Raw genomic sequence first — 13,154 nt, forward strand, 5'->3', positions numbered from 1 at the left:
AATCCGGGACAGAGCTGAATATGAAGAATTGCATCGCCGCCTGCCTGACGCTGCTGCCCGTGTCATTTTCCGCCGCGCCGGTTCTGGCCGCCGACAAGGACAAGCAGTTTTTTCAATCGATCGAAGGCCAATGGTCAGGTCCGGGTGAAATCGTCGCTGGAAAATACAAGGGCACGAAGTTTGTCTGCAATCTTGCTGGCTCGACACCGGATGAAAACATCGGAATGACACTGGACGGCACTTGCCGCGTCGGCGTCTTCTCGCAGCCAATGAAAGCTACTGTAACGCGTGTTGGTTCGGCTTATTCCGGCAAGTTCAATGATGGCGCGGAAGGCAAAGGGCTCGACGTTACATCTGGGTCTGTCAGCGGCAACAAGGTGGTTTTCGGCCTGAACCGCAAGCAGCTCAATGGCGCAATGCTCGCGCGCATCTCCGATCCGAACACGATGAATGTGACGGTTTCCGTTCGCGTCGACAAGGAACTGGTTCCCGTCATCGGCATGAATCTCAAGCGCGTCGATAATATCGCTGTCGGCAGCATCGCCAAGAACTGACAAGAAGTCTATTCGTGCCACCAGCCCGCATCCGTGCGGGCTTTTTCTATTCCGGATTGCTCGATCCTCGCTTTCCAGGCTGCAACAGACTGGCCCGCAATTTCAAGGCTCGGTGCAATATCGTTCAAAGGCACCAGAACGAAAGCCCGTTCGTGCATGCGCGGATGCGGTAACTCAAGCTTGGCGTCTGCCATGTTAATGGCTTGTCCGGCATCGTCCTGCATTGCCAATATGTCGATATCGATAATGCGTGGCCCCCATCGCTCGAGCCTGACGCGCTTTAAGGAACGCTCAACGTCGAGGCAGATCGCAATCAGATCCAAAGGCTGCAACGCAGTTTCGATTTCAGCGCAGGCATTGTGAAACCACGCCTGGTCCGTCTTTCCCCATGGCGGCGTGCGATAAACCGGCGAAACTGCGACGATATTCGTGTCTGCTCGTTCGTTCAGGATGCGCAGGGCCTTACCCATCGAAGCAACCGGATCGTCGATATTTCCGCCGAGCCCCAGCCAGGCGCGATAATGTCTGTCTGTGGTCACTGCGGATAAACCACGGTCACTTCAACATGATCCAGCACACCCGGAACCGGTGCGTTCGGCTTGCGCACAGTAATTTCAGCGCGCTTTACCTGCGGGAACCGGGCAGCCAGTGCCTTGGCGACATCAAGAGCCAGCGTCTCGATCAAATAGCGCTGACGGCCTGTGACGATATCCTGAATGACGGCGAAAGCGATACCGTAATGTACGGTTCCCTCGATATCGTCATTTTCCAGCGCGTTTCCCGGATCGACATCCAGAATGGCGTCGACGTAAAAGCGCTGTCCCAGCTTGTGCTCTTCATCGAAAACGCCGTGGTGCGCGAAAAATGCGCAATTCATCATTCGGATCGTGTACACGGCTTCACTTTCTGTTTTCACTGCGTCGGGATTGCAGGATATCATCTGCAACGGCAAGTGCATCTCTATTAAAAGCGACATTGTGAACACGGAAGATGTCGGCACCGGCCAAACGCAATGCGACCGACGTTGCCGCTGTTCCTATGTCACGGTCGAGTGGATTTTCCCTGCCGGTCATGCCGCCGATGAAACGTTTGCGCGATGTGCCGACCAGCAACGGAAATTCGAGTTTCTGTAGTTCATCCGCTCTGGCCAACAGCGCAACATCCTCATCCTTGTTCTTGCCGAAACCGAAACCGGGATCGAGCACGATATGGGACGGGTCGATGCCGGCCTTTCGCGCTATGTCCAGCGAAATATTCAGGAACGAAAACTGATCTTCGATGACATCGGGGAGAACCAGCCGGTCCCTGCTGGTGTGCATGATGACCAATCCTGCGCTGCTCTTTTTGGCCACATGAGCAATTTCCGGTTCACGCTGGAGTCCCCAGACGTCATTGACGATATGTGCTCCGGCATTGACCGCAGCCTGCGCGGTCGCCGCGCGGTAAGTATCGACGGAAATGATGCAATCATATTTCTTTGCCAATACCTCGATGACAGGAACAACACGAGAGATTTCCGTTTCGGCATCAACGGCAGCAGCTCCGGGGCGGGTCGATTCCCCTCCCACATCGATGATTGTCGCGCCATCAGCGAGCATCTGCCCCGCCGCTTCAACGGCCTTCTCCAGGTCGTTATGATGGCCGCCATCAGAAAAAGAATCGGGCGTGACGTTCAATATGCCCATGATCACTGACTTGTCGCCTAATCGGAGACTTCGTCCGTGAGCAAGATGCCATTCTTTCGTCATAGCGAAATGTTCCTGTGCCAATTCTTCGGGCATTAGATTGTGGCGAGGTTGCAACCAACCTCGCCTAAAGTCATTTTGTCGGAGGCGTTATAGTTCTCTTGACGATTGCATGCCATGCTCGCGGCAGAAAAAAGCGAATTTCTTACCGGTTTTAGAAAGAGGTGTCAGGACATGAATTTAAAGAAGAAGGTTCTGGCTCTCAGTGCAATTCTTTCTCTCTTGACCCCGCAGGCAGAAGCAGCAGCGATTTTTCGCAAATTCAACTATTATACCGTGAGCGGCAAAACAGCAGCCGACCTCGACAAGGCTCTTTCCCGTAACGGGCCTTTCCTAAAAAAAACTGGTCAACATCATCCGGGTGCTGCTGAAATCCGTTTCGATGCCAAAGTGCGCTATGGTCGTGCGCCAGGAACGGCGTGCAAGGTGCAGGATGTCTATGTAAATGTTCACGCGAAGGTATCCCTGCCCCGCTGGAAACAACGTCGCAAGGCAACGCCGGAACTGGCTTTGATCTGGGATACGCTGTTGCAGGATATTCGCCGTCACGAAGAAAGCCACATCGTCATCGCACGCAGTTTCGCGAGCGAGATGGAACGAAAAATACGCGGTTTGCGTACTCGTCCGGATTGTGCGGTTTTGCGCGCCGACATAGATAAGGTGACCGCGCGTCTCATGGAGGCGCATGACAAGCAGCAGCAGCAGTTTGACCGGGTTGAAACGATCAATTTCGAAAATCGTTTCACGCGTTTGTTGACTTACCGCCTTGAACGCGCCCAACAGGCGTCCAAATAGAACGGGCCTGAAATTATGTGCGATAGGTCCGCAGCCCCGACAATTGCAACGTCAATCTGCGGTTCAACGCCCAACCTATCACCTTTTCTTTGGGCTTAAAGCGCGTTGCATTTTATCTTACGCATATGACGCGCTTTAAGTTTTTGTTTTCATGCGTCTCCCAAAATCGGTTCCCACTTTTGGGAGACATGCATTAGTTCTGGCGCTCTGGAACCTGCACGACAAGACCTTCAAGATCATCCGAGACGCGGATCTGGCATGAGAGGCGCGAGGTAGGGCGAACTTCATAGGCGAAATCCAACATGTCCTCTTCCATCGCATCCGGACCACCGACAGTGTCGGCCCAGTCGCCGTCTACATAGACATGGCAGGTTGCGCAGGCACAGGCCCCGCCGCATTCCGCATCGATACCGGGAATGCCATTGCGAATGGCAGCTTCCATCACGCTTGACCCGTTATCGGCTTCAACCTCGGTCCGTGTCGCGCCATCAGCTGATACGAATACGATCTTCGTCATCTTCATTCCTTGAAATACGCAAATTCCGCGATCCTTAATTTGAGCATCCATCAGTGGTTCGGCGGAAAACGCAAATAAACTCGGAATGGCAGATACGGCGTTCTGCAAATAGTTTCAACCTTCCTCCCAACCAAGGCTAGGATTGCGCTTTTATGTCAAGCATCATGTGTTGGACACCATGCCTGAGAAATCCGACAGTTGTCTTCACAACAGGAAAACTCTTCCTTGCCGTCAGCCGAAAGTGCATCATATGATATGCCGTAAGGGAGAGTAGGGATAAGGGATAGAATCCCTTGGTCCCTCCTCCACAATCCAGACTTTCGAAAATAGGCTGTATACACGCAATACGGGTAATTTTGTTAAGAATCTTGCAGAGATTTTTCGGATCAGGGAAACAGCAACGATCGATTTCCACAACTTGCTGGTAAAGCCCCGAAGCCCGGAAATGTCGAATTTTCACGAATTGATACGGCTTCCGTTAACCTTGTATTTAAAGTTTTAGGTATCGGCAAAAGACGCCTATTTCCTTAACAGACGCTAGCCGATACGATGCAAAATGGCGGAGAAAGTTTGTAACGGCTATTTTTGTGGTCCGGCCGTCACAGTAATGAGTACGAGGTAGGCAAACAATGGCTTCCAAATCCAAGGCACAGAAGCTCGACCTTGAGGTTGAAAAGGCACTGGAACAAGCGCTCGACATCGATTTCGGCGATGATCTTGATATCGACATGGACTTGAGTGCGCTCGATGAAGGCTTCTCCGTCGATGATCTGGAAGAGCAGATTTCGCGCGCGGCTGAAGAGCTGGTTGCCGAGCAGAAGACGAAAACGGCCGAACCGGCCGCTGTTTCGCCAGTGGAAGCGGCTACGAAAGTGGCCACCATCACCACTGCCTCGGTAATAGCGACGCCTGCAGCACCGCCAGTCCCGCCTGTTGTGAAAGCCGCCGGACCTATTGCGCAAGCAACGGCCAATACTCAGCACAAGCCTGCCAATACCTCCAAGGCCGCAACGCCAGCGCCAGAACCTGTCAGCAAGCCTGTTTCCGCTGCGCCTGTTGCGACCGCTGCCAATGTCGCCTCCTCTACCTTCACGCCTGCAAACGACGATTCCCGCAGTGAAAAAGCAATCATCGCAGCTCCACGCCGCGTGACGGAAAACTCGTCGAAGCTGTTCTGGACCACGACCGCGATTAGCGTGCTCTGGGCTGCTGGCGGCGTTGCTCTCAGCAAGGCCATCAATCCTGATGTCTTTTCGAGCCTGCAGGCCACGAAGGACTTCTTCACCTCGCCTGCTGGTCTCGGTGTGGTTGCGGGTGTGGCTCTTCCGGTTGCAATGTTCTGGGGCTTCGCGCAACTCGTTAAGCGTGCGCAGGAAATGCATATGGCCGCGCGCAGCATGTCGGAAGCAGCCATGCGGCTGCTCCAGCCGGAAGCTGTATCCGGCGACCGTGTTTCGACGCTTGGCCAAGCCGTGCGCCGCGAAGTCGCTGCCATGAACGAAGGCATCGAGCGCACCCTGGCGCGAGCAGTCGAGCTGGAAACGCTCGTTCAATCGGAAGTCAACCAGCTTGAGCGCGCCTATAGCGACAACGAGGTTCGCATTCGTTCGCTCGTCAGCGATCTGGGCAACGAACGCGAAGCCGTGGTCAGCCACGCCGAGCGTGTGCGCTCGTCCATCTCCGGAGCACATGAACAGCTGAAGGAAGAGCTTTCGAGCGCTTCCAACATCATCCGCGACAATGTTCTGTCGGCTTCGCAGCAGTTGAGCACCCTGCTCACCGAATCGGGCGAACGCCTGATCGGCAGCATCAATGAAAGCGGCGGCGCTATTGCCGAAGCCATCGAGACCCGCACGGGCGACATCGGCTCGCGCATCACGACATCGGGCGAAGCTTTCGCAAATCTGCTCGATACGCGGATCGCGACGCTTGATGAACAGTCGCGCACGGTATCCGATCGTCTCGCAGAAGCTCTTGACGAGCGTACGACCGGCATCGCCAGTCTGCTTGGCAATGCAACCCAATCCATGGTCGGCGAATTCGACACCCGCCTCGCCAATCTCGAAAGCACGCTCTCCGAACGTGGCCGCTCGCTTTTGTCCGAGTTCGAAGCCCGTGCGCATGCCCTCGACAGCAGCACCGAAAAACTCAATGCTGCCCTTGAGACCCGCTCGCGTCAGATCAACGAAAATCTCATCGCTCGCACCCGTGAAATCGCTGAGACCTTCTCCAGCGGCCGCACGTCCTTGAGCGCGATGATCGATGAAACCAAGACAAAGATCGGCGAAGACCTGACGTCCATCGGTGAAAGCGTCGGCAACATTCTTGGCGAAAAGGCTGATGCTTTCGCAGGCAAGCTGGCCGAAAGCCGCGATACTCTGGCTGCTTCGCTGGAAGGCGAGACCGAGCGTGTTTCTGCTGTTATCCGCGGCCATGCCGATACGCTTGCCGCCCGCACGAGCGACATTGAAAATGCCGTGAATGCCAGCGCATCGGCGCTCAACTCGGTTGCCGATAACCATGCGGCAATTCTGGAAGAGCGGACAAACGCGCTCCGCCAGACAATGGAAAGTCACTCCGCATTGCTCAATGCGAGCTTCGCAGACCACGCCAACTCCTTGGAGGAGCGCGCGACCGCACTTCATGGGGTCATCGCAGGCAATCAGGCCATGCTCGCTCAGCTGATGGATGAGCGCGCCGCCGCAATGCGCGATAACTTCAACGAAAATCGTGAAGTTCTGGCACGCACTTTCGATGAACGCGTTAATGCATTGCAGGCACTCATTGCCGACAACCAGGATACGCTTGCACGCATTCTTGACGAACGCGCAAGCAGCATGACCGAATCCATCGGTGCCGGTCGCGATGCCTTCGTCGCCGCTCTGGGTGAACATGTTCGCCAGGTCGAAGAACGCACCAACGGCCTCCACACCGTCTTGAACGATCACAACAATGCCCTCGCCGGCATTCTGGACGGTCATGAGCGCACGATAGAAACCCGTGCAGCGGAAATCCGCGCAACCCTGAGCGAAAGCACTGCCTCGCTCAGCCAGACACTGCAGGATCACGGCGATATTCTTGAACAGCGCACGTCCAATCTGCACAATGCGATTGCTGACAGCAGCTCAACCATCAGCCGTGCATTCGAAGGCCAGACCGGCATTATCGAAGAGCGCACGCAAACGATGGAAAAGGCGCTCGCTATCGGTGTCGACAATGTCCGCCGGGCGCTCGAACAAAGTGCTGGTGTCGTTGCAGGTACGCTGCGTGAGAAGATTGGCGAGGCAGCAAGCACGCTTTCGGCTGAAGCCGCAAAGGCTGGCGAAGCTCTGGACGGTTTTGGCGAGGCATTCAGCGCCCGCCTGATAGACAATCTGTCTGGCACGGAAGCACGCCTTGGCGACCGCGCCGACGCGATTGCCGGCCGTCTCGGCGAGATCGAAAGCCGCCTTACCGGCGAGCTCGGTTCGATCGAAGCCCGTATTGCCAACACGGCGAGCAGAACCAGCGAAACGCTTGCCGGTCATAGCGAAGCCTTTGCGGCCAGCGTTGCCGACAATCTGGCTGGCACGGAAGCACGCCTCAATGAACGCGCCAGCGCCATTGCGAGCGGTCTTGAGGCAATTGAAAGCCGCCTCACCGGTGAGCTCAGCACCATCGAGTCTCGTATCGCGGATACAGCTTCCAAGACGAGCGAAACGCTTGCCGGTCACAGCGAATCCTTTTCGGCCAGCGTTGCCGACAATCTCGCTGGCACGGAAGCCCGCCTCGCGGAACGTGCTGATGCGATTGCAACGCGTCTGGGCGACATCGGCTCGCGCATCACGATGGAACTGGGTTCTGTCGAGGCACGTATCGCCCAAGTCACCGATACGACCGCGGTTACGCTGGAAGAGCGCACCCGCGAACTCAATGCTGTCCTCGCGGCCCGTTCGCAGGAAATCACCAAGATCCTCAACGATACGGCAGAACCGCTCGTACAGCGGCTTGCCGATAGCGGTCGCGGACTGGCGCAACAGCTTGAAGAAGCAACCCACGCCGCAACCGACAGGCTCCGCTCGGAAAATGCCGCTCTGGTCAACGCGCTTGCAAGCCGCACGGCAGAAACCATTGCCGCCGTTCAGCAGGCCAAGACGGGTCTTTCCGATAATGTCAGCGAGCTGATCGACCGCCTTGCTGCGTCGAACGGCGAACTGGGCAAGCTGATTGATGCAGCAACGCGCAATCTCACTGATATTGACGGTCGCCTCGTAGACTCAACTTCGAGCTTCGTTGAGAACACGAATCGTGCAGCGCAGATGTTCCAGGCTTCCACGGGCCTGATCGACAGCAATATCGGCACGTTGCGCGCACTCTCCGACAGCACCCTGTCGCAGATCGCAGACATCGCCGACCGTTTCGAAGAGCATGGAAAGGTTCTCTCCTCAGCTTCCGACATGATCAACACGGCCCAGAACGGCCTCGTCAGTACGCTTGAAGATCGCCATCAGGCGCTCGACAAACTGGCATCCGGTCTGGTCGAGAAGTCGGAAGGCGTGGAAAAGCTGATGCAGTCCTTCGAGGAACTGGTGACGTCCGCATTCCAGCGCGCCGAGGGCCAGACAAGGACGTCTGCCGAGAAAATGCGCGAAAGCGTTTCGGAAATCGTGGAACAGGCCGCACAGAAGTTCTCTGCTGCGACCGACGATATCCGCCGCACCGCAAGCGAAATTCGCAACGAACTCAACACGACCCGCGGCGAACTGAAGCGCGGCGTTCTCGACATGCCTGCTGAAGCCAAGGAAACGACAACAGCAATGCGCAAGGCCGTGAGCGAACAGATCAACGCGCTCAAGGAACTCGCGGAAATCGTCAACAAGTCAGGCCGACTGGTGGATGTCGGTGAAAGCCGTGCGGACCGTCCGGTTTCGCGTCCGGCACCGGCAGCAGTTCGCCCGACGCCTGTTCAGGCACCGGCAGATGTTGCAGTGCGTCAGCGCACCTTCGAGGCACCGAAGGCTCAGCCTGCGCAGGCAACTACCCAGGCCGAAAAGCCACGTGGATGGGTATCCGATCTTCTTGCCCGCGCATCCCGCGAAGAAGAAGAAGCGGCGCAACCGAAGGTGCAGCCGACCGCAACGCCCCGCTCGCCAAGCCATGTTGTAGAATCTCTGAACTCGCTTTCTGTCGATATTGCGCGTGCGATCGACCACGAAGCTTCGGTAGAGTTGTGGGATCGTTATCGCCGTGGCGAACGGAATGTCTTTACCCGTCGTCTCTACACGCTGAAGGGACAGCAGACCTTTGACGATATCAAGCGCAAGTATCAGACGGATGGTGAATTCCGCCGCGCGGTTGACCGTTACATGGATGACTTCCAGCGTTTGCTGGAAGATGTGGCCCGCAACGACCGTGACAACATGGTGACGCGTACCTATCTCACGTCGGATACCGGCAAGGTTTACACCATGCTTGCACATGCAAGCGGTCGCCTCCGCTAAAAGCTGAATCCAAAGAAACGCGGCCTTCGGGCCGCGTCAGATTGATTACAAACCCCTCGTTTTTGGCATAAGTCAAAAATCGAGGGGTTTTTGATTCCGATCTGTTCATGGTTTGATTCTGGTCTTTTGCCGCTATCGAAGATTTGTCAGCAGTCTGACGCAGCCCTCGGGTCGCGTTTTGTTTGTCTCGCAGAGATCAAAACGGTTTATTCTGGCCAATAAAAAAGGCCGGCGAAACACACCGACCCTTCATCATTCCATTTGCCTCAGTTTAGAGCGTCGCCACCGTCCAGCTCACGATTTCGCTGGCAGTCCGTTCAAAAGCCGCATTAAGCGCCTTCACATAGGCAGCGTTTGTGGCGCCGCTCACAGGAATGGCTGTCCGGAACACGCGGGTCGCACGCACCTCCCCAGTCTTGTCGTTCATCAGCCTGACGGCCAGTTCGACCACTGCCAGCTTTGGTGAGGCATAGGCTTGAATGCCGAACATACGCAGATCGGTGAGTATCTGATAATTGATTGCCAATCCATCTCCGGGACGGCCAATGCCGCCGAACACGCCGGTATTCTCATAAGCCTGTACCAGACGTGACTGCACGATATTGGTCAGCCTGTCGCCCCATTGAGCACCCTTCAGATACTCAATGGAACCCGGAGTAGAGCTGACCACGATATTCTCGCTATCAAGCGCCTTGAGTGCACTTGGTGTCGGAACCAGCAACTGCGTATTCTTTCGGCTCGGCGCCGACACGCCGGGCTGCGGCGCTGAGAGATTGAAAGTATCGAGCGGCGTTGTTGTCCCACAACCCGCAAGAAATATGCCGAGGAGGATAGAAGCTGAAGCTGTACGACGAAGAGTGCGATATGATTTCATGTCAATAAAGCTGGCTTTGGAAATCAATGACGCGTCCTCCCGTCATACTGGGGTACATTCCCCTTGCCACCAAAAATGAGGCGTTGAGGATTGCGCTCAAGATCGGTAATTGCCTGTTCTATACGTTGAATGGACCGGCGGCTATCCACCACCACGGATTGCACATCACGCAAACCCTGCCCGGAGAAACGCTGAAGGTTGTCCGCGATCGGACCCAGTCGTTTATCGAGATTGTCAGATGTCTGGCGGATGGACTCCAGTGTTGCCTTTGCTTGCGCGACAACGCCGTCCTTATCGTCACTCGACAGAAGCCTGTCTGTCTTTGCCAGGATAGCATCGACACGCCCGGAAGCGGCATTCAGACGAGCCATCATGTCCTTAGCATCAGTGACAATCTGATTGATATTCCCAGTGTTCTTGCCAAGCTCCTCAACGATGTTGGCGTTCTTCGCGAGCGCGTCAGTGAAAGTCTTCGTATTATTGATCGTATCCGTCAGCGGTCCACGAGCATCTTTCACGAAGCCTTCCAGCTGACTGAGTACCGAATTCGCGCGCGCCGCAATGTCCTGCGCGGTGGCGAGAAGATTGTTGATTGAAGACGGATCGGCATCGATACGGGCAACTGTCTCGCCCTTCTCGGCTTCTGTCAGCAGATTGGGTTCATCAAGGCGACCGCCCTTCAGCTCGATATAAGCGAGCCCCGTCAGCCCTTGAAACCCAAGGGTTGCCGTGGTCGAACGAGTAATCGGTGTTGTCGCGTTGACCCGCGTTTTCACGATCACCATTTCCGGATTGGTGGGATCGAGACGCAGCGCCCGAACATCACCAACCTTGATGCCGTTGAACAGGACCTGACTTCCAATTGAAAGACCCGTAACGGAGCCTGGGATACGAACATCGAGTTCCAGAGAATCGCGTGCTTCTCCGAAACGGGCGATCCAGAACACGAAAGCGAAAGCCAAGAGGCTGACGATCAGCGTGAAGACACCCACCAGTACGTAATTGGCTTTAGTTTCCATATTTTATCCAGTCTGCAAGCGGCTGCCTGGCCGCCGTCGCGTGGGCGCTGACGGGTCGATCTGGCGCGCCCGCTTGCCCCGAAAATAGGATTTAACCCACGGATCGTCCACCGTCAGCATGTCTTCGATGGTGCCGCTGACGAGCACTTTCTTGCCTCCAAGGACAGCGATCCGGTCGCAAATCGCAAATAGACTATCGAGATCATGGGTGACCATATAGACGGTCAACCCCATCGTATCCCGCAGGTTGGCGATCAGGTCATCGAACTCCGCTGCACCGATCGGATCGAGTCCGGAGGTCGGTTCATCAAGAAAAAGAATATCGGGGTCCAAGGCCAGCGCACGTGCCAGCGCAGCGCGCTTGATCATGCCCCCGGAGAGTTCGGACGGAAATTTTTCTGCCGTATCCGGCTTCAGGCCGACCAGATCAATCTTCAATCGCGCCAGTTCGTCCATCAGTTTAGGCGACAGATCGAGATATTCGCGCATCGGAACCTGAATGTTTTCAAGAACATTCAACGCGGAAAACAAAGCTCCGTGCTGGAACAGAACGCCCATACGCATATCGATGGCCATCTTTTCCAGCTCATTCAACTGATCGATATTGCGACCTAATATCTCGATCTCGCCGGACTGCTTTTTATTGAGACCAAGAATGGTTCGCATCAGAACAGATTTACCCGAACCCGAAGGGCCGATAAAACCGAGAACCTCACCCCGGTAAATCTCAAGAGACAACTTATCGAGCACCGTTTGACGTCCGAACGATACCGTCACGTCGCGCACCGAGATCATCGGCACGGCCGTTTGAGTAACTTCGCCCTGCGGTTGCAGCTGATGGTCGATGCCGTTCTCCATAATCATTCTTTAACCGAGCTTGGCTTCCGACTGAACCGCCGAACACAATCTTAGGGTCAATTTTCTGTGCAACTGTGTCTCAAAGAACCCATTAAAAACAAGGAGCATAAGCAATATCTAAAAATCAATTGCCGCATAGAACATGGCAAACAAACCATCCACGACAATAACTACGAAAATTGCCTTCACAACGGAAGCGGTAACGCGGCGGCCCAATGATTCCGCACTTCCGCCTACCTTCATGCCTTCTACCGAAGCGAGAATCCCAATGATCATGGCCATGAAAGGAGCCTTGATAAGCCCTGCAAAGTAGGTGTTCAACGCGACAGCATCGTGCAGACGGCTGATGAAAGCATCAGGTGAAATATTGGAATAAAACCAGGCGACGCCGCCTGCCCCGATCAACGCAGCGAGATCGGAAATGATGGTAAGCAATGGCAGGATCAGAACCAGCGCCACAAGGCGTGGAAAGACCAGAACGCCCACCGGATTGAGACCGATCACGGTGAGAGCATCGGTCTCCTCACGCATTTTCATGGAACCGATTTCAGCCGTGATCGCACTGCCGGAACGACCGGCAATCATAATAGCTGTCAGAAGCACCCCGAGTTCACGCAAGACCAGAATGCCCACCAGATCGACAACGAAGATCTCGGCGCCGAAATAACGCAGCTGAAACGCACCCTGCTGGGCAATGATCGCTCCAACAATCGTCGACATCAGGATGATGATGGGAATCGCACCCACGCCCATGCGATCCATCTGCGTGACAATCGCGGCGAAGGGAATGCCACTACCGCGCCCATACTTCAATTGAGCTCCGCGGATGGTGGCCCCAAGAATGTGCATCGCCATCTTGAAGTCACTACCCACGGAAACAACGCCGCCGCCAAGCGCGGCCAGAAATGAAATTAAGAAGAACGGCTTCTTCTGGCGTGGGATATCCAGGGTGCGCTCGACGGCCTGCCCCACTTCCTCCATCAGAGGAAGCCAGGACTGTCGTACGCCTTCCAGCTCAACTTCCATTTTCTGTACGGCGAGGCGCTGCCGCAGGCGTTCAAGCAGCCAAGCGCCTGCCGTATCGAGACTGGATACGCCAGAAACATCAATGATCGTTGCTTTGTGACCTTCTGTTTTCTCGAGATTGCGCATCCTGTCGTCGACAAGATTGACACTTTGCGACACCCAGCGACCACTCAGTTGGATACGACGCGCGCCATCCTCCTCCACCAGATCAATCTTCGGCGCAGAATTATTGGTAGCTCTTGCTTTGTCGGCAGTGTCGGTCAACATGGCCTACCTCATATACGAG

The 13,154-nt window shown here is 55.4% G+C and carries 11 protein-coding genes; 3 read left to right on the forward strand and 8 right to left on the reverse strand.

The features are described from left to right. Positions 1-20 precede the first annotated feature (20 nt). Positions 21-554 carry a hypothetical protein gene (locus tag AC0TNJ_RS04195; RefSeq protein WP_122001706.1) on the forward strand — a complete coding sequence of 178 codons (534 nt, stop codon included), beginning with the start codon at positions 21-23 and terminating at the stop codon, positions 552-554. A gap of 8 nt (positions 555-562) precedes the next feature. Here AC0TNJ_RS04195 and folK read toward each other — a convergent pair whose 3' ends face one another. Genes folK through folP form a run of 3 tightly spaced genes read right to left on the reverse strand, consistent with a single transcriptional unit; the run spans position 563 to position 2,302 of the window. Continuing rightward, positions 563-1,093 carry a 2-amino-4-hydroxy-6-hydroxymethyldihydropteridine diphosphokinase gene (gene folK / locus AC0TNJ_RS04200; protein ID WP_122001705.1) on the reverse strand — a complete coding sequence of 177 codons (531 nt, stop codon included), beginning with the start codon at positions 1,091-1,093 and terminating at the stop codon, positions 563-565. After that, a complete protein-coding gene (gene folB, locus AC0TNJ_RS04205) occupies positions 1,090-1,449 on the reverse strand; it encodes a dihydroneopterin aldolase (protein WP_122001704.1) in 360 nt (119 codons plus the stop codon). The genes folK and folB overlap by 4 nt, the downstream gene beginning before the upstream one ends. 4 nt (positions 1,450-1,453) lie before the next feature. Further along, positions 1,454-2,302, reverse strand: coding sequence for a dihydropteroate synthase (folP, locus tag AC0TNJ_RS04210; protein WP_473770382.1), 849 nt, complete (start codon positions 2,300-2,302; stop codon positions 1,454-1,456). Between the two features lie 171 nt (positions 2,303-2,473). Between folP and AC0TNJ_RS04215 the strand changes: the two genes are divergently transcribed. Continuing rightward, a complete protein-coding gene (locus AC0TNJ_RS04215; RefSeq protein ID WP_122001743.1) occupies positions 2,474-3,094 on the forward strand; it encodes a DUF922 domain-containing protein in 621 nt (206 codons plus the stop codon). Between the two features lie 193 nt (positions 3,095-3,287). Here AC0TNJ_RS04215 and AC0TNJ_RS04220 read toward each other — a convergent pair whose 3' ends face one another. After that, the gene (locus tag AC0TNJ_RS04220) at positions 3,288-3,611 is read right to left on the reverse strand and encodes a 2Fe-2S iron-sulfur cluster-binding protein (protein ID WP_122001742.1); all 324 of its coding nucleotides are present in this window, start codon (positions 3,609-3,611) and stop codon (positions 3,288-3,290) included. A 1,493-nt stretch (positions 3,612-5,104) separates the two neighbouring features. Here AC0TNJ_RS04220 and AC0TNJ_RS04225 point away from each other — a divergent pair. Continuing rightward, the gene (locus tag AC0TNJ_RS04225) at positions 5,105-9,091 is read left to right on the forward strand and encodes an apolipoprotein A-IV repeat region-like domain-containing protein (protein WP_473770383.1); all 3,987 of its coding nucleotides are present in this window, start codon (positions 5,105-5,107) and stop codon (positions 9,089-9,091) included. 271 nt (positions 9,092-9,362) lie between these two features. On the opposite strand, the gene AC0TNJ_RS04230 is transcribed toward AC0TNJ_RS04225, so the two are convergent. The 4 genes from AC0TNJ_RS04230 to AC0TNJ_RS04245 all read right to left on the reverse strand — a co-directional run bounded on the left by AC0TNJ_RS04230 (position 9,363) and on the right by AC0TNJ_RS04245 (position 13,135). Further along, positions 9,363-9,965 (reverse strand): ABC-type transport auxiliary lipoprotein family protein, encoded by a 603-nt coding sequence (locus AC0TNJ_RS04230; protein WP_473770346.1) that lies wholly within the window; start codon positions 9,963-9,965, stop codon positions 9,363-9,365. A gap of 23 nt (positions 9,966-9,988) precedes the next feature. Beyond that, entirely contained in the window at positions 9,989-10,984 is a 996-nt protein-coding gene (locus tag AC0TNJ_RS04235; RefSeq protein WP_122001701.1) for an MlaD family protein, read from the reverse strand. A 3-nt stretch (positions 10,985-10,987) separates the two neighbouring features. Next, complete coding sequence (locus AC0TNJ_RS04240; RefSeq protein ID WP_473770347.1) at positions 10,988-11,848, reverse strand: ABC transporter ATP-binding protein; 861 nt, start codon at positions 11,846-11,848, stop codon at positions 10,988-10,990. Positions 11,849-11,959: 111 nt separating this feature from the next. Next, on the reverse strand, positions 11,960-13,135 hold the full coding sequence (locus tag AC0TNJ_RS04245) for an ABC transporter permease (RefSeq protein ID WP_473770348.1): 1,176 nt from the start codon (positions 13,133-13,135) through the stop codon (positions 11,960-11,962). Positions 13,136-13,154 lie beyond the last annotated feature (19 nt).

The organism is Ochrobactrum sp. PL_is483, from assembly GCF_055816855.1.

Excerpts from the sequence above, each read along its gene's own strand:
- AC0TNJ_RS04195 (WP_122001706.1), top strand. The coding sequence starts at position 21 with ATGAAGAATTGCATCGCCGCCTGCCTGACGCTGCTGCCCGTGTCATTT.
- folP (WP_473770382.1), bottom strand. The coding sequence starts at position 2,302 with ATGACGAAAGAATGGCATCTTGCTCACGGACGAAGTCTCCGATTAGGC.
- AC0TNJ_RS04215 (WP_122001743.1), top strand. The coding sequence starts at position 2,474 with ATGAATTTAAAGAAGAAGGTTCTGGCTCTCAGTGCAATTCTTTCTCTC.
- AC0TNJ_RS04220 (WP_122001742.1), bottom strand. The coding sequence starts at position 3,611 with ATGACGAAGATCGTATTCGTATCAGCTGATGGCGCGACACGGACCGAG.
- AC0TNJ_RS04225 (WP_473770383.1), top strand. The coding sequence starts at position 5,105 with ATGAACGAAGGCATCGAGCGCACCCTGGCGCGAGCAGTCGAGCTGGAA.
- AC0TNJ_RS04230 (WP_473770346.1), bottom strand. The coding sequence starts at position 9,965 with ATGAAATCATATCGCACTCTTCGTCGTACAGCTTCAGCTTCTATCCTC.
- AC0TNJ_RS04235 (WP_122001701.1), bottom strand. The coding sequence starts at position 10,984 with ATGGAAACTAAAGCCAATTACGTACTGGTGGGTGTCTTCACGCTGATC.
- AC0TNJ_RS04240 (WP_473770347.1), bottom strand. The coding sequence starts at position 11,848 with ATGATTATGGAGAACGGCATCGACCATCAGCTGCAACCGCAGGGCGAA.
- AC0TNJ_RS04245 (WP_473770348.1), bottom strand. The coding sequence starts at position 13,135 with ATGTTGACCGACACTGCCGACAAAGCAAGAGCTACCAATAATTCTGCG.